Source organism: Cobetia sp. LC6 (assembly GCF_030264805.1).
Lineage (GTDB): Bacteria > Pseudomonadota > Gammaproteobacteria > Pseudomonadales > Halomonadaceae > Cobetia.
Window position 1 is genome coordinate 753,507 of sequence record NZ_JASSPL010000001.1, and the last position, 17,170, is coordinate 770,676.

At 60.7% G+C, this 17,170-nt stretch carries 12 protein-coding genes; 5 read left to right on the forward strand and 7 right to left on the reverse strand.

The annotated features are described in order from the left end of the window. Positions 1 to 28: 28 nt before the first annotated feature. From QQF40_RS03270 to QQF40_RS03280, 3 genes are all read right to left on the reverse strand, one after another. Complete coding sequence (locus QQF40_RS03270; protein ID WP_285460369.1) at positions 29 to 1,657, reverse strand: BCCT family transporter; 1,629 nt, start codon at positions 1,655 to 1,657, stop codon at positions 29 to 31. 308 nt (positions 1,658 to 1,965) lie between these two features. Continuing rightward, positions 1,966 to 3,576 carry a BCCT family transporter gene (locus tag QQF40_RS03275; protein WP_285460371.1) on the reverse strand — a complete coding sequence of 537 codons (1,611 nt, stop codon included), beginning with the start codon at positions 3,574 to 3,576 and terminating at the stop codon, positions 1,966 to 1,968. Positions 3,577 to 3,937: 361 nt separating this feature from the next. Beyond that, positions 3,938 to 4,855: a LysR family transcriptional regulator gene (locus tag QQF40_RS03280; RefSeq protein WP_285460372.1), complete on the reverse strand. Its 918-nt coding sequence runs from the start codon at positions 4,853 to 4,855 to the stop codon at positions 3,938 to 3,940. A gap of 98 nt (positions 4,856 to 4,953) precedes the next feature. Between QQF40_RS03280 and QQF40_RS03285 the strand changes: the two genes are divergently transcribed. The 5 genes from QQF40_RS03285 to QQF40_RS03305 all read left to right on the forward strand — a co-directional run bounded on the left by QQF40_RS03285 (position 4,954) and on the right by QQF40_RS03305 (position 11,235). Next, on the forward strand, positions 4,954 to 5,859 hold the full coding sequence (locus QQF40_RS03285; RefSeq protein WP_352230712.1) for a HalD/BesD family halogenase: 906 nt from the start codon (positions 4,954 to 4,956) through the stop codon (positions 5,857 to 5,859). 86 nt (positions 5,860 to 5,945) lie between these two features. Then, a complete protein-coding gene (locus tag QQF40_RS03290) occupies positions 5,946 to 7,193 on the forward strand; it encodes a M24 family metallopeptidase (RefSeq protein ID WP_285460374.1) in 1,248 nt (415 codons plus the stop codon). A gap of 284 nt (positions 7,194 to 7,477) precedes the next feature. Next, the gene (locus QQF40_RS03295) at positions 7,478 to 8,392 is read left to right on the forward strand and encodes a LysR substrate-binding domain-containing protein (protein ID WP_253061913.1); all 915 of its coding nucleotides are present in this window, start codon (positions 7,478 to 7,480) and stop codon (positions 8,390 to 8,392) included. A 341-nt stretch (positions 8,393 to 8,733) separates the two neighbouring features. Next, complete coding sequence (locus QQF40_RS03300) at positions 8,734 to 9,693, forward strand: NAD(P)-dependent oxidoreductase (RefSeq protein WP_279830882.1); 960 nt, start codon at positions 8,734 to 8,736, stop codon at positions 9,691 to 9,693. Positions 9,694 to 9,801: 108 nt separating this feature from the next. Continuing rightward, complete coding sequence (locus QQF40_RS03305; protein ID WP_285460378.1) at positions 9,802 to 11,235, forward strand: aldehyde dehydrogenase family protein; 1,434 nt, start codon at positions 9,802 to 9,804, stop codon at positions 11,233 to 11,235. A gap of 289 nt (positions 11,236 to 11,524) precedes the next feature. On the opposite strand, the gene QQF40_RS03310 is transcribed toward QQF40_RS03305, so the two are convergent. The 4 genes from QQF40_RS03310 to aldA all read right to left on the reverse strand — a co-directional run bounded on the left by QQF40_RS03310 (position 11,525) and on the right by aldA (position 16,931). Continuing rightward, positions 11,525 to 12,283 carry an IclR family transcriptional regulator gene (locus QQF40_RS03310; RefSeq protein WP_285460380.1) on the reverse strand — a complete coding sequence of 253 codons (759 nt, stop codon included), beginning with the start codon at positions 12,281 to 12,283 and terminating at the stop codon, positions 11,525 to 11,527. A gap of 181 nt (positions 12,284 to 12,464) precedes the next feature. After that, the gene (locus QQF40_RS03315; protein WP_285460382.1) at positions 12,465 to 14,093 is read right to left on the reverse strand and encodes a GMC family oxidoreductase; all 1,629 of its coding nucleotides are present in this window, start codon (positions 14,091 to 14,093) and stop codon (positions 12,465 to 12,467) included. A 5-nt stretch (positions 14,094 to 14,098) separates the two neighbouring features. Then, the gene (locus QQF40_RS03320; RefSeq protein ID WP_285460383.1) at positions 14,099 to 15,334 is read right to left on the reverse strand and encodes a mandelate racemase/muconate lactonizing enzyme family protein; all 1,236 of its coding nucleotides are present in this window, start codon (positions 15,332 to 15,334) and stop codon (positions 14,099 to 14,101) included. A 172-nt stretch (positions 15,335 to 15,506) separates the two neighbouring features. Next, positions 15,507 to 16,931 (reverse strand): aldehyde dehydrogenase, encoded by a 1,425-nt coding sequence (aldA, locus tag QQF40_RS03325; protein ID WP_054555865.1) that lies wholly within the window; start codon positions 16,929 to 16,931, stop codon positions 15,507 to 15,509. Positions 16,932 to 17,170 lie beyond the last annotated feature (239 nt).

Consider the following 17,170-nt stretch of genomic DNA (forward strand, 5'->3'; position numbering starts at 1 on the left):
GGTAGGCATGCGCAGCGCAAGGCTTGGCTTACCGAGAGCTTTCTGCCGTCTTGCGGGTGCTTTCCCAGCGCAGATGCGCTTCAGGAGAATAGCTACGTGACGGCGTGTGCTCGAGACCGATCTTGGCGGTACCGATTGACACCAGACGCAGCAGGGACGCCGTGGCGGCAATCACGATGAACAGCGCCGGCACACCGCCGAGGTTGGAGAGCATCTTGATACCGTCAATGCCCACGAAGGCGGTCATGATCCAGGCGACGGCGCCGATGGTGCAGCCCCAGATGATCTTCATGAGCAGACGATCATTGGTATTTTCGTCGCTGTCTCCGGCCATGGCAGCCTGGCTGTCGGTGCTGCACAGCTGGCTGATCGCTTCGGTGTTGGAGTCAGCTGCCGTCACGAAGGACAGGAAGGCGATGATCAGGAAGATGGCGCTGACCAGGGTGCTCATCGGCAGTTCATCAAACAGGGCATAGATGACGGAGCCTGCACCAGACTCATTCAGCAGTTGGTAAAGCGCACCGCCACTTTGCATGTCGAACTGGATAGTGGAGCTTGCGAAGACACTCACGTAGGTGATCGAGAACAGTGCCGGCGCGACCAGGTTGATCAGCATGAACTGGCGCACGGTATAGCCACGGGAAATCTTGCCCAGGAACAGGGCGGAAATCGGTGCCCATGCCATCCAGTTGGCCCAGTAGAAGATACTCCAGCTTTTCGGCCACGGATCGTCATCGAAGGCCCCGGTGAACAGGCTCTTTTGCATGAAGTTGTTGAAATACTCACCTGCGGCTTCGGTGCCATAGCCAAGAATGGTCTGGGTCGGGCCACACAGGAAGACAAAGGCCATGAAGACGAAGAAGGCCTTGGCATTGATGGCGGAGAGACGCGCAATGCCTTTCTGCAGACCACTGGCCGCGGAGGCGGTAAAGCAGGCCACAATGGCCAGAGTCACCAGTGCTAGCATCAGCGGACCAGTGCCGGTGCCCAGAAAGCGGTCCAGCCCACCGGCCAGTGTCATGGCGCCGGTGCCCAATGACGAGGCCATGCCGCAGACCAGTGCAAACAGCGCCAGTGCATCCAGCGCACGTCCCTTGCGACCTATCAGGCGATCACCCAGAAGCGGCACGAAGAGCGTCCCGAGCGAGAACGGCTTGCCCAGGTTGTAATGCATCAGAGCGAACAGCAATGCCGGGACGGTATAGATCGCATAGGGCGTGAATGACCAATGCAGGAACATCGTCGAGAGCGCGAATCTGGCAGCCTCAGGTGTATTGGCAACCACATCGAGTGAACCTGGTGGAGTATGCAGGTGATAGAGCGGTTCTGCGGTCGACCAGAACATGATGCCGACGGCCAGGGTGGTACATAGCGTGATGGAAAACCAGCGCCAGGGTGTCAGGATCCGCGTGGCATTTTCACCCCCGATCCGGGTCCGGCCCAGTGGTGAGAGGTAAGTGATCAAGCATGTCACCACCATCGCCAATGCCGTAATCGAGAACAGCCAACCGAATTTGTCGAGTACCCAGTCATTCAAGGCCGTCGTGGTGGCGAGGAATCCTTCGAGATTGATGAGACTTGCTGCCACCGCGACCATCAACAGGATGAACGGTGGCCAGAAGACCAGGGGGCGGATGGAGGAGCCAAACATACGCATTCCTATAATTTCTTGTGAGGGTGCGGATGCTAACTCATAAAATTCTGTTTTGTCAGCGTTGAGATTCGCTCACCAACGGCGTATATACGCGCGCGTTCATGTAATGCGCTGGCGGGATTTCCAGAAAGTGCTGTCCGGAAATTGCGTCAGTGACTAACGCCCCCGAGCCGTTACGCAGACTGCATGGCCCACGACACTGTGCGCGCCATGACACTCAAGAGAAAACCACGACACCCCCGTCGCCTCTCGGCCCGGGGGTGTCGTGGTTTCTCCTTGAGGACTTGAGTATCACGCCATCTCGAGCTGACTCAGCTGGACTGGGAAGATTGCCAACGCTGGTGAGCTTCTGCCGAATAACTGCGTGACGGCGTGTGCTCGAGGCCGATCTTGGCGGTGCCGATCGAGACCAGACGTATCAGTGACGCCGTGGCGCCGATCACGATGAAGAGCGCTGGTACCCCGCCGAGGTTGGAGAGCATCTTGATGCCGTCGATGCCGACGAAGGAAGTCATGATCCAGGCGACGGCGCCGATGGTCGAGCCCCAGACGATCTTCATCATCAGTCGGCCCTTGCTGCGCTCTTCGCTTTCGTTGCCTGCCAGGGCCGCCTGGCTATCCGAGCTGCAGAGTTGGCTGATGGCGTCGGTATTGGAGTCGGCCGCTGTCACGAAGGACAGGAAGGCGATGACCAGGAAGATCCCTCCTACCAGAGAGCTCATCGGTAGCTCATCGAATAGTGCGTAGATCACCGAGCCAGCCCCGGCCTCGCTGAGAATCATGTTGAGTGCCCCGGCGGTATCCATGTCGAGCTTCAATGTCGTGCTGCTGAACACCGCGACATAGATGATCGAGAAGAGCGAGGGCGCCACCATGTTGATCAGCATGAACTGCCGCACGGTATACCCCCGTGAGATCTTGCCCAGGAACAAGGCCGAAATCGGTGCCCATGCCATCCAGTTGGCCCAGTAGAAGATGGTCCAGCTCTGTGGCCAGGGGTCATTGTCGAAGGCCCCGGTGAACAGATTCTTGCTCATGAAGTTGGTGAAGTATTCGCCAGCCGCTTCCGTGCCGTAGCCCAGGATGGTCAGCGTCGGACCGAAGGCGAACACGAAGATGAGAAAGGCGAAGAAGGCCTTGGCGTTGATGGCGGACAGGCGAGCGATGCCTTTTTGCAGACCACTGGCCGCCGAAGCGGTGAAACACAGCACGATCGCGAGGGTGACGATGCCCAGCATCAGCGGGCCCGAGCCAGTGCCGAGGAAGCGGTCGATGCCGCCTGCCAGTGTCATGGCCCCTGTGCCGAGGGACGACGCCATGCCACAGACCAGTGCGAAGAGCGCGAGTGCATCGAGCGCACGTCCCTTGCGACCGATCAGTCGATCTCCCAGCAGCGGCACGAACAGGGTTCCGAGCGAGAAGGGCTTGCCGAGGTTGTAATGCATCAGGGCAAAGATCAGCGCAGGGACGGTGTAGATCGCATAGGGCGTGAACGACCAGTGCAGGAACATGGTCGAGAGCGCGAACCGCGCGGCTTCCGGGCTATTGGCGGCAATGTCCAGCGAGGTGGGCGGCGAGTGCAGATGATAAAGCGGCTCTGCGGTCGACCAGAACATGATGCCCACGGCCAACGTGGTGCATAACGTGATGGAGAACCAACGCCATGGGGACAACAGTCGCGTCGCGTTCTCACCGCCGATACGGGTGCGGCCCAGCGGCGAAAGATAGGCGATGAGGCAGGCCACCACCATGCTGAGCGCCGTGATGGAAAACAACCAGCCGAACTTGCTCAGTACCTGGTTGTTGAGATTGGTAGTGACAGCCAGAAAGCTGTCGAGATCGATCAAGCTCGCCAATACGGAGGCGAACAGCAGAATGAAAGGTGGCCAGAAGACCAGTGGGCGCACGGATGCTCCGAACATTTGATACTCCTCGATCTTGTTGTCGGGTGTAGCCGATCATCTTGTTGTCAGGTGTTACCGATCATCTCGGGGTGGCGCTTGACGTCTTGTCTGCGCCGATCAGGGGCCTCATCGGTAAGGGGGGAATGAGCGTCTGATCATGTAGGGACGATCATCTGATCTTGCAACGTCAGTGCTCGAGGAGGAGGCGGAATGACGTCAGCTTTCCGGGCTCCCTGTGACACGCAGCGAACTGCCGTGCAGCGTATTGCAGGGTAGATCGGAAAATCTTCCATCCTGTCGCAGTCAGAATGTCAGAGGTCGTAATGGAGATAGTAAAAACGCCCGTATAAGCAGCAAGACCAGTGATCCTGATGAGGGCTCATCGCGCCTGAGGGTTCTCTCGCAACAATTCGCGAATCATCTCTGCGCAAGTATCGAAGATCGGATGCGTCAGGCTGGGGGAACGATGGAGTTCAATTTCGGCAGTGGGTAGCGCCGGAAGCCCTGCCTCGGTGCCCAGCTCGCACCAGTCCTCAGGCAACGAGCGTCGATCTGCCACCGTGATGGCATGGCCCTGATTGACGATGACTCTCAAGCCACTGGGGCTTTGACTGGTGGAATCGATACGCCAGCTGCGTTCTGCCTGGGTCAGGGCGGACAATGCCCTTTCGCGATAGATGCATTGTTCGGGGAACAGCGCCAACGGCAGCGGAGCGGAGGGGTCCAGCACAAAGCGTTGATGCGCCGCCCACACTACCGGTTCGCGGGACAGCAGTTCCCCCTGGCGTTGTTGGTTGTGGCTGACCGCGATGACCAGATCCAGCTGGCCGGCATCGAGCTGTTCCAGCAGTTCCGTGGACATCCGGCAGTGGATGTGCGGACGGATCTGGGGGGGGCGCTCGCCGAGATGTGCCAGCAGATCTGGCAACCAGGTGGTGGCGTAATCCTCCGGCAAGCCGAGGCGCAACGTGATCGGGTGGTCGTTTTCGCTGAGGGCGGCCACGGCTTCGCGTTGCAGTTGCAGGATGCGTCGTGCGTAACGCAGAAACGTTCGGCCGGCATTGGTCAATTCCATATGACGGCTGGTTCGCATCAGCAGTCGATAGCCAAGTCGCTCCTCGAGGGTGCTGATGCGCAGACTGACAGTGGACTGCGTGCGATGCAGATGCCGCGATGCCTGAGTGAAGCTCCCGCTGTCGGCCACCGTCACGAATGCCAGCAGGAGATCCGTATCCAGCGATGGCAACGGGCGAGGGGTATCTGTGCTTGATGTATCGGGTTTTCCGATGGATTTCATTGGAATGACTCGTTTCTCAAATGCATGGATTCTGGCCAGCATAGTGCCTGACCCATGAGCTGTCTTGTCCCCCAGCCCCACGACGTGAGGATACTTCCGTGACTGACCTGACTTCCGCGATGCCCCCGCAATTGGCCGATGCCGAGACCGTCGATCTCTCCGCGTTGGTCGATACCGAGCGTTACCCCCTGCATGCCCCCCGATCTCCGGTGCTTGAGGCCACGATCGCCAAGGCGCGTGAAGATCTCGAGCGTGAGGGTTGTGCCGTGTTGAGAGGATTTCTGCGTCCTGAGCGCCTTGCGCAGATGCAAGCGGAAACGGCCCGTCTCGCCGAGACCGCGTTCTACAACACCCGCGAGGTGAATGCTTATTTCACGGCCGATGACGACTGCTTGCCCCAACAGGACCCGCGTCGCTTGTTCATGACGCGCACCAGTGGCTTCGTGACGCGTGACATGATCCCTGCCGATAGCCTGATGCAGCGGCTGTACGTCTCGCAGGCCATGAAGCAACTGGTGTCGGCCTGTCTTGGTCGTGAGCGGGTGTACGAGTATGCCGACCCCTTTGCCGGACTCGTGCTCAACGTGCTGCCAGATGGCACCGAGCAACCCTGGCACTACGACACCAACGAATTCATCGTCACCATGATGACGCAACAGCCCGAGAGCGGGGGGCAGTTCGAGTATTGCCCCGGCATCCGCACCCCCAACGATGAACACTACGCTGCCGTAGGCGAAGTGATCCGGGGAGAGTCGCGTGAAGCGGTGAAGACCTTGAGCCTCAACCCGGGCGATCTGCAGTTGTTCAAGGGGCGGTTCAGTCTGCACCGCGTCACGCAGGTGTCGGGTGAGGTCCCACGGTTGACGGCGATTTTCGCGTATTCCGAAACGCCGGGAGTGGTCGGCCGGCTTGAGCGTACGCGTCAGCTGTATGGACGCGTCTCGGAGCAGCACATTCTGGCGGAAGCCCAGCACGTCCAGCGCGCCGACGGTCTGCTCGACTGATCGACGATCGGTGTTCCCGTGACGCCTTCTCAACTTGCATGCGCCTCTTGAGCGCTTGATCGAACACTTCCCACAGAGCACTTCACATGAAAATGGACCTGACAGCGATGGGCATTCTGGCCCCGACCCATGCACTGGAAGACTGCGAACCGACGTCGGAAGAGATTGCGCAGATCCAATGCGACCGACTTGCGCGTGTTCGCCAGGAGCTGGCCCGTCGTGATATCTCGGCGGCAGTCCTGTTCGACCCGGCACATGTCCGCTATGCCACCGGGTCTCGAAACATGCAGGTATACAGTTCGCGCAATCCCGCTCGCTACGTATTCGTCCCCGCGGCAGGGCCGGTCGTGCTGTTCGAGTTCTCGGGGTGCGAACACCTGGCCAGCCATCTGCCGACCGTGGACGAGATTCGTCCGGCCAAGGCGATTTCCTATTATTTCAATGAGAAGAATACGGAAGCCGTCACCAGGGCTTGGGCGGATGAAATCATCGATCTGGTGCGTCAGTGCGGCGGAGGTGAGCGGATCGCCATCGAAAGCGCGACCGCGGAAGCCGCTTTCATGCTCGAGCAGCGAGGCTATCAAGTGCTGGATGCTCAGGAGCCTCTTGAGCAGGCGCGAGCCTTCAAGGTACCCAACGAGATAAAGATGATTCGCTCCTCGCTGAGAGCGGTCGAGGAGGGAGTGCGCAAACTGGAGGCCTCCATCCGCCCTGGGGTCACCGAGAATCACGTCTGGTCCCGACTGCATCAGCACATCATCGAGACAGACGCCGATTTCATCGAGACACGCCTCATGAATTCCGGGCCACGCACGAACCCCTGGTTCCAGGAATGTTCCGACCGTGTCATCCAGGCAGGAGAACTGGTCGCACTGGATACCGATGTGGTGGGACGTTACGGATACTATGCGGACTTCTCGAGAACCTTCCTGTGTGGCACGGGTGAGGCCAGCGCCGAGCAGAAATCGCTCTATCGCATGGCGTATGACCAGATCCAGACCAACATGGAAAATCTCAAGCCGGGGGTCAGCTTCAAGGAGTACGCCGAACGCGCCTGGCGAATCCCTCCCGCTTACCGCGCGCGTCGTTACTTCGCCCTGGCGCATGGTGTCGGGATGAACGGCGAGTATCCCTACATCGTTCATCGCGAGGATATCGAGGACAAGGGGTACGACGGCATCCTCCAACCGGGGATGACGCTGTGTGTGGAGAGCTATATCGGGCATGAGTCCGGCGGTGAAGGCGTCAAGCTCGAAGAGCAGCTGTACATTCGTGACGATGGTCAGGTGGAGCTGTTGTCCGACTACCCCTTCGACGAGCGCCTGCTGAGCTAGGCTGTCTGAGTCAGGCCGGTTGAGCCGTGCCTGTTGAGCCGGTCACGGGTAGCTTGCCGAAGCGCATCGGCATTACGCGGCATGGCGCCTTTGGTAACATGAGGTCAATTGTGCGGGTGGCTGTCAGCGACAGTCACCCGCTTTGCCATTGTCTCATGGCGAAAGAGGGCCAGATGGCAACCGTGTACCGTGTACCGTGAACGGGAAAGTGTGTCGAGAACGTCTATCGTTCATGGGATGCCGGTTGCTTCCTGCTCGCCTTTTGCCTTTCGTGAGTGTCGTCTATGCCAACCCCTCTGCCACTGCAGAAACTGCCGCCCTTGAGTTCGCTGAAAGGGTTTGAAGCGGCTGCGCGTCTGCTGAGTCTCCGCGCGGCTGCCGAGGAACTGAACCTGACGCATCCGGCCATTGCCAACCAGATTCAGCGTCTCGAAGAGAGTCTGGAGGTGAAACTTTTTGCCCGTGAAGGCCGTCATGTGGTGCTGACGGCGGCTGGCGAGCGTTTCTATCCGGTCGTGCGTGAAGCGCTGGCGGGCCTGGTGCAAGGCGCCGAGTCTCTGCGCCAGATGCAGCATGCCCAGCCGCTGACGATTCAGGTCTATGTGACGACCTCGATTCGCTGGTTGGCACCTCGCTTGTCGCATTTCCAGGCCATGCATCCTGAAGTCGAGCTCAAGCTGATGACGTGCAGTCTCGGCTGGGAGTTCGATGAGGCCAATGCCGATGTCGGTATCGTCTTTCGCGATGCGCCGCTGGCGGACCACCTGCACTGGCAGCCGTTGTTCGAGTCACGCCTCCTCCCGGTATGCAGCCCCCAGCTGCTGGGCGACGACGCACACCCGGTTCCCGCGGATGCCTTGAAGACGCTGCCGTTGATCGGGGTCTACACCGAGGGCTGGAATTGGGAGAGTTACTTCGAGGCATTGTCGCTAGGCCCTTGTCCCACCCGCAATTGCATCGTGGTCGACACCCTGGCCGTCGCCCTGGAGATGGCGGCGCGCGGGGAGGGCGTCGCTTTGGTCAACGGGCCCTTTGCCGACGATGATCTGGCGAACGGTCGACTCATCAACCCGATCGGACAGGTGACGACCGGGCGCGGTGAATGGGGGGCTGTCTGTCATCGCGAGCTGGAGCGGGACCCGCGCGTCGCGACCCTCCTTGGCTGGTTGGAGGCACAGAGTCGCAGCGTGCCCACCTGATCCGCCAAAGCGAGAGCTGTTACGTGACAACGCCACCTTCGGGTGGCGTTTTTTGTTTCCGGGTTCTGACTTCTGGATTCTGTGTTCTGAGTTATGGGGGGGGCTGGGCATCTGCCGGTTGATCGCTGTTCGCTGTTTGCTGTTCGGAGGCGCGGGGTCTGGGGGGACTCACAAAAATTGTTACCAATCGCCAAATTCTTATGAATTGTTGGCAGGCAGGTCGGCCAGTAGGGTGAGCCTCAAGATGACATGGGCCACGACGGACAGGATTCCACTCCGTCCCAAGCGGCCCTGTGCAGTACACCGGACAGCCAGCAGGCAGACAGCAAAGAGGACAGCACATGAAAGTCGGATTCATCGGTCTCGGTAACGTGGGCGGCAAGCTGGCAGGTAGTCTGCTGCGCAATGGGCATGACGTTACCGTGCGTGACCTTGACCCGGAAGCCGCCAAGCCTTTCCTCGCGCAGGGTGCCAAGTGGGCGGATTCCGCCAGGGAGCTCGCCGAAGCCAACGACATGGTCATCACCTGCCTGCCGTCTCCGGCTGCCTGCAGTGCCGTGATGGAAAGCGATGACGGCATCATTGCCGGTCTGCGTGAAGGCAAGATCTGGCTCGAGATGAGCACTACCGACGACGGCGAACTGCGTCGTATCGCCGACAAGGTGCTGGCCACCGGTGCCAAGGCACTGGAAGCGCCTGTCTCCGGCGGCTGCCACCGCGCCGCCACCGGCAATATCTCCATCTTCGTCGGCGGTGACCGTGAATCCTTCGAGCAGGTGCTGCCGGTGCTGACCAACCTGGGGCGTCGTGTTCTGCATACCGGGGAGCTGGGTACCGCCTCCGTGCTCAAGGTGATGACCAACTATCTGGCCACCGCCAACCTGTGCGCCGTCGCCGAAGCCTTGACCGTCTGCAAGAAGGCCGGCATGGACATGAATACCACCTACGAGGCGATCAAGATTTCCTCGGGCAACTCCTTCGTCCACGAGACCGAGTCCCAGGTCATCCTGAACGGAAGCCGCAACATCAGCTTCACCATGGATCTGGTGCTCAAGGATGTCGGCCTGTTCGACACCCTGGCCAAGAACCTGGATGTGCCGCTGGAAATCTCCCCGATGCTGATGGACATCTTCCGCGATGGTCAGGAACGCTTCGGTCCGCGTGAGTGGTCATCCAACATCATCCGTCGTCTCGAGGAAGCCGCCGATGTCCGTGTGCTCGGCACCGGTTTCCCGGCAGAGCTGACCGATGACGAGCCGGAAGAAGTCGGCTACGAAGTCGGCGTTACCGGCCGCAACTGAGCCGTGAAGACTGCCCCGGAGCGCCGTGCGAATGGCCTCCGGGGCATTTGCGTTTGAGACTCACCCTCAGGGAAAGTGTTATCTCCCACCAGCAACGAGAGGTCTGGCATGCAACATCACGACAACTTCTACATCAATGGTCACTGGCAGGCACCCTTCGGGCGCGAGCGCATGGAGGTCATCAATCCGGCCACCGGCGAGCTGTGCGCCAGTGTACCGCGTGCCGGTGAGCAGGATGTGGAGGCTGCCATCATGGCAGCACGTCAGGCGCTGCCTGCCTGGTCCACGACATCCGCGCAGGAACGCCACGACATCCTGATGGCGGCAGCGGATGAGATGCAGCGTCGCTTCGATGAGCTGCGCGACGTGCAGGTGCTCACCATGGGTTGCCCGGTGCAACTGGCCGGCGCGCTGCACGTGGAAGGCCCCATCGAGGGCATGCGTTACTACGCCGAGCGTGCCTTCCAGATGGAAGAGGATGAGCGCAAGGGCGATGTGACTCTGATGCGCGAGCCCATCGGTGTCTGCTCGCTGATCAATCCGTGGAACTATCCACTGCATCAGTTGATCGGCAAGCTGGCCCCGGCGCTGGCGGCAGGCTGCACCGTGATCGCCAAGCCGGCGGAGCAGACCCCGCTGCAGGACTTCATCATGGCCGAGATCCTCGAGAAGGTCGGTCTGCCTGCAGGCGTCTTCAACGTGGTGACGGGCGAGGGCAGTGAGATAGGCCCAGTGATGTCCGGCCATCCGCAGGTCGACATGGTGTCCTTCACCGGCTCCACCGTTGCCGGTAGCAAGGTCGCCGAGAGTGCCGCGCCCACCGTCAAGCGGGTCTGTCAGGAACTGGGCGGCAAGTCGCCGCTGCTGGTGACGGAAGATGCCGATCTGGCCGCGGCCGTGCGCTTGAACGTCGAGAACGTGATGGCCAACACCGGCCAGACCTGCGACGCCTTCACGCGTCTGCTGGTACCGCGTTCGCGCATGGAAGAGGCGACCCGTCTGGCGGTCGAGATCGCCAATGAGCAGGTGGTGGGTGACCCGAATGATCCGGCGACCACCATGGGGCCGCTGGTCTCCCAGCGTCAGCGCGAGAGGGTGCTTGATCTGGTGCAGCGGGCCATCAACGACGGTGTCGAGCTGGCGCTGGGTGGCGTCGAGCCGCCCGAAGGGCTCGAGAAGGGCTGCTATGTACGGCCGACCATCTTCACCAATGTCAGCAATGAGATGGAGATCGCCCGTGAGGAGGTCTTCGGCCCGGTGCTGTGCATTCTGCCTTACGACGATGTGAAGCAGGGAATCGCCATCGCCAATGACAGCGTCTATGGCCTGTCATCTGCGGTCTATGCACGTGACGCCGAGGCAGCATTGCCCATCGCCCGCTGCATGCAGGCAGGGCAATGCTATCTGCAAGGGGCAGAGTTCTCCTTCGATGCGCCCTTCGGTGGCTACAAGCGTTCTGGCAACGGCCGTGAATGGGGCGACGAAGGCCTGGCGGAGTATGTCGAGGTCAAGGCACTGCTTGGCGCGCCGGTTATCTCCTGACAGGGGGCGAATGACGCCGTCGTGATGCACGCAAGATACCCGTGATTCGTGAGGCCAGGCTGGCCTTGTGAATCACGGGTATCTTGCATTCGCGCCATCGACAAAAGACACCTTCAAGGCGCTTGTCGGCTGTCGCGGATGCGCTTCGCTATCAGAGCAACTCCATCGCGTCTGTCACATCGCTGAGTACTGAAAAATACCTATATGCTCAGTGCTAAAAATACCTATATATAGTGGCAAGACTTTGTGCGGTGCAGCATAACTGGCTCGCCAAGTGCCGTCTTGGACCTCAGATGATGCGCGAGGAGAGCTGACGCGCTGCCTGCACCAGATGCTTGGAGTAGGCGCGAGCCTGCTGCGGATTCAGGCAGTCTTGGCTGATGACGGCGCTGATGGCGGCAATGGGCTCGTTGCGCATGTTCAGCACAGGCGCGGCGATACAGCTCAGTTGACCCTCGGCATCGCCACTGGACACGGCATAGCCCAGACGTTGTGCACGCTCAAGCTCGGCATCCATCTCGTCACGGCGTACGGCCAGTTCGGGCGTGATACGCGTGGCAGCCTCCAAGTACAGCTGACGCGAGCTCTCGGGGCGCATGGCGAGAATTGCCTTGCCGGCGGCACAGGCGTGCTGGGCCATGGTCTTGCCGATGTAGAGGTTGTAGCTGCCACTGCCGGAGGCATCGACCTTCGAGATCACCACTACCTGATCCCCGATGGGGATGCACAGGAAGATCGAGCGGTGAATCTCGTTCTTGAGAATCTCGGCGATGGGGTAGAAGACCGGAATCAGGCTCTGCTTGTTGTAGATCGTCGAGGAGATCTGGAAGATGCGCGAGCCGATGCAGTAGGACTTCTTGCGACCGGGATCGTGAGCGACCAGCTGATGGTGCAGCAGGGAGTTGATCACGCGGTGTCCGGTGGCAGGCGAGATGCCGGTGGACTCGCAGATTTCCGAGAGCGTCAGCGGGTAGGAGGCTGCCGCAAGCAGGTCCAGAATCATGACACTGTGGTCGACGGCAGGGGCTTTGGTCTTCTCGTGATTCATGAACGCGGGGACACTCCGAAACGCGAATCTCGGCCACAGGCGGCGTGCATCCGGGGCTGTGACACTTTGACGACGGATGAACGATGCCACACACGGCATCTTTCATGCGCTGAAAATAAAACGGCCCATAGGGTACCAGACCCATGGGCCGTGTGCGGGTTGTCTGGTGGCTGATCTCGGCTCACTCGGCGTGATCGGCCAGCACCAGGTCCGCGCCTTTTTCCGCCACCATCATCACCGGCGCATTCAGATTGCCGGAGGTGATATTGGGGAAGATGGCGGCATCGATGACGCGCAGCCCCGCCACACCATGCACCTTCAGCCGGCTGTCGACCACGGCGTTCGCCTTGTCCGGGCCCATCGCGCAGGAGCCACACAGGTGGTAGATGGAGCCACCCTGGGAGCGGAAATACGCCAGCATGCTGTCCTCATCCTGGACCGTCTCGGCCGGGGCGACCTCGCACTCGGTGATGGCCTTGAGCGCGGGCGCGCCCATCAGCTTGCGCACCAGACGACTGCCCTGGATGACCTCATCGATATCCTTCTGGGTACTGAGGTAGTTGGGGCAGATCGTCGCCGGGTCTGCCGGGTCTGCCGAGGACAGTGAAATGCTGCCACGGCTGGTCGGTCGGCAGGAATTGAAGGCCAGCAGGAAGCCGGAATACGGCTCCGGTGTCAGCTTGGCCTTCGGGTCGTTGGGAATCTGGTAGGACATCGGATTGAAGTAGAGCTGGATGTTCGGCTCTGACTCCGCCTCGCTGCCCCGGAAGAACCCTCCGGCCTGATTCACGCTCATGCCCAGCGGCCCGCTGCGGTTGATCAGATACTGCAGTCCCGCCTTGGCCTGGCCCCAGAAGGATGCGAAGTCATCATTCAGCGTGGTGCGATTGGCGCGGTAATAGTAGCTGGCGCACAGGTGGTCCTGCAGGTTCTGCCCGACGGCCGGCAGGTCTACCTGTGTCTGGATACCATGCGTCGCCAGCGCCTCACGCTCGCCGATCCCCGAAAGCTGCAGCAGCTTCGGGGAGTCCACCGCGCCGGCGCAGAGAATGACTTCGCGCCGCGCCGTCACCTCGATGACCTCGTCATCCAGCCGGTAGACGACACCCGTGGCGCGCTTGCCGCCATCGGGCGTCTCTTCCAGCGTCACGCGCTCCACCCGACAGATATGCTTGAGCGTGAGGTTGTCGCGTGACAGCGCCGGCTTCAGGTAGGCGGTGTTGCTGGAATCCCGCTGTCCCTTGCGGATGTTGGCCTCATAGATGCCAGCACCCTCGAAGTGTTCGCCATTGAAATCATCATTGAGCGTGTAACCCAGCTCGCGGGCACCTTCCAGCCACGACTGGCAGATCGGGTGCGCGCCATGTTTCAGCGGCGTGATGCCGATCGGCCCCTGGCCGGAGCGATACTCGGTGTCGCCATCCGGGTGGCATTCAAGACGCTTGAAGTAGGGCAGTACCTCGCGATAGGACCAGCCGTCGTTGCCGGCGCGCGCCCAGTCATCGAAGTCCGAGGCCTGGCCCCGGACATAGATCATCGCATTGATGGAGCCGGAGCCACCCTGCACCTTGCCGCGTGGGGTATAGATCTTGCGCCCCCCCATCGCGGCTTCTTCCTTGCTGTAATACATGTAGTTGTAGGTCGGGTTGTAGTAGGTCTTGGCGAACCCGACCGGCACCTTGATCCAGGGCGAGGTGTCCTTGCCGCCGGCCTCCAGCAGCAACACGCTGTGGCGTCCGCTGGCGCTGAGCCGGTTGGCGAGGATACACCCCGCCGACCCGGCACCGACAATGATGAAATCGTATTGCATCGGCGTTACGCCTCCGGCTTGCGCTTCCAGTCGGTGCTGGACTGTTCCTTCACGTCATAGGGACGCGGGTCCATGCTCAGGTGCAGAGTTCGGCCGGTGTAAGGCGAATTGGCCTTGACCACGTCCATGTCCAGCTCGACCCCCAGGCCCGGCTTGGTGGAGGGGATGATGTAGCCATCACGCCACTCGATCTTCTCCTTGAGCACATCGGCGTGGAAGCCATCCCAGGTGCCGATGCTTTCCTGAATCAGGAAGTTGGGCGTGGCGGTCGCCAGCTGGATACTGGCCGCGGCGCCGACCGGGCCGTTGTAGAGATGCGGGGCGATCTGGGCGTAATGGACTTCTGCCAGCGCCGCGATCTTCTTGCCTTCCAGAATGCCGCCGACGCGTCCCAGGTTCATCTGCAGGATGGAGGCCGCGTTGTTCTTGAGCACATCGTGGAATTCGTACTTGGTGGTCAGGCGCTCACCGGTCGCGACCGGAATGGAGGTGTGGTCTGCCACACGTGCCATGGCCTCGCTCTGTCCCGGCGGTACCGGCTCTTCCAGCCACAGCGGGTCATACGGCTCGAGATACTTGGCGAGACGAATGGCGGATGCCGGCGTCATCTGGCCGTGGGTGCCGAACAGCAGATCACAGCTGTTGCCGACCGCTTCGCGGATGCGGCGGCAGAAGGTGGCGCTCTTGTCCATGCCTTCCAGAGACAGCATCTGGCCGGAGTAGGCGGTGTAGGGGCCGGCCGGGTCGAACTTCAGCGCGGTGAAGCCTTTTTCCTTGTTCTCCAGTGCGCACTCGACGGCCAGCTCGACGTTGTCATAGTCGTAGTCGCCGCGCGCATCCTTGGGGTACAGATAGGTGTAGGAGCGCAGCTTGTCGTGGACCTTGCCACCGATCAGCTCATAGACCGGCAGTCCGGCCGCCTTGCCGACGATGTCCCAGCAGGCCATCTCGAGACCACTCAGCACGCCCATCATGGTGAGGTCAGGGCGTTGGGTGAAGCCACTGGAGAAGGCTTCGCGGTACAGACGTTCAATATGATGCGGGTTCTTGCCTTCCAGATAACGCGAGAAGACATCGGCGATCGCCTTGCTCATGACTTCCGGATGGAAGGTGGCGGCATAGACTTCACCGACCCCTTCGATGCCGCAAGCGGTACGCAGCTGAACGAAGATCCAGTACATACCGCCGACGTGGGGCGGCGGGGTGGCGACGATGTGTGTCTCGCAACTGACAACTTTCATGGTGGCAGGCCTTTCAGTGGTCACTGGCTAGCAGGATGGTGTGGGAGCGCACTGCCTGGCATGCAGATATTCGACGCCAACAGCGCGCTTCCGGAAAGAAATGGGGTAGGGCGTCAGCGCCTCCGGGGAGAGGGTTCCCCGAAGGCGTGACAGCTAAAACGGAATGGCGTGATCAGTAGTTCATCACGACCAGACGGGTCTGGGTGTAGTCGAGCATGCCGTGCTTGCCATCATCACCGCCCAGGCCAGAGCGCTTCCAGCCGGCGTGGTAGCCCTGGTAGGGGTCCGCCGGGGTGCGATTGATGTAGAGCTCGCCGGCTTCGATGTTGTTGGCGACCTTCATGGCAGTGCGATAGTTCTCGGTGAAGACCACGGAGGCCAGACCGAACTGGTGGTCATTGGCCAGTGCCAGCGCTTCATCCACATCGCTGTAGGTCAGCACCGGCAGTACCGGGCCGAAGATCTCTTCCTGCACGATCTCCATGTCCTGACGGCAACCGGTCAGCAGGGTCGGCGGGTAGAAGTGACCCTTGCCTTCGGGGATATAGCCGCCGATTTCCAGAGTGGCCCCGTCATCGATGGCGCGTTCCACCATCTGATGGATGTTGAGACGCGAATTCTCGTTGATCAGCGGCCCCATCAGGCTGGCATCTTCCAGACGGTTGCCGAACTTGACGCCTTCCATCTGCTGCTTCAGCTGGGCGACGAAGTCGTCATAGACGGATTCGTGCACATAGACACGCTCGATGGCGGTACACAGCTGGCCACAGTTGGTGAGGGTAGAGGCCGCGATCTGTGCCGCTGCCTTGGCCAGGTCGGCATCCGGCTCGACGATGGCCGGTGACTTGCCGCCCAGTTCCAGTGAAGACTTGGCGATGTTGACCTGGGAATATTCCAGCACCTTGCGACCGGCGCCGACGCTGCCGGTCAGGGTGATCATGCCCACCTTGGGGTGCGTGCAGACGGCTTCCGCGGTGCCGTGGTCCATCGCCAGGATGTTGACGATGCCTGCCGGAATGCCGGCATCTTGGATCGCCTTGGCGATCTCGAAAGCGGAGGTCGGGGTGTTGTTGCTCGGACGCACGACCACGGCATTGCCAGTGATCAGCGCCGGGGCGATCTTGCGCAGCAGGGTGAACACCGGGTAGTTGAACGGAATCAGGCAGGCCACGACGCCGATGGGCTCACGCTGCAGCAGCAGGCTTTCATTGGGGGTGTCGCTGGGGACGATCTCGCCCTCGATACGACGTGCCCACTCGGCGTGGTAGCGCGTGATGTCAGCGGCGTAGACGGCTTCATTGGTGGCGTCTTCCAGGCTCTTGCCGGACTCATCTGCCAATGCCTGGCCGATGGCATCCTTGCGCGCCATCAGCGCCTCGGCAAGCTTGTGCATGTAGCCGGCACGCTCGGTGCTGGTCTTGGCACGCCAGTCCTTCTGCGCCTTGGCCGCAATGCTCACCGCTTCAAGCGCTTCGTCAGTGGTTGCTGCCTGCACCTGACCTACCAGTGCTTCGGTGGCCGGGTTGTAGACCGAAATCATCTCGCCCTGGGATGAGGCGACGAATTCGTTGTTGATGAAGTTCTTGTCAGTGCGCATGCATCACTCCTCCTGAATTTGGCCTACAGGCTATGAAGTGACGTCAGAGGTGTCAAACTGTTTTTCACATGTAGAAATAGATTTCCATATATGGAATTGATGATTTGCTTCTAGTCGATGATCCCGTAGCCTTGGCTGCGGGATTTTTCGTTCTGGATCTGCGTGAGCGCGCGGTCTCATGTTTCAAGCGGCGCATTGCTGTGGAAGGGGCTGCATTCACGTTCAAGTTTTCATTGAAA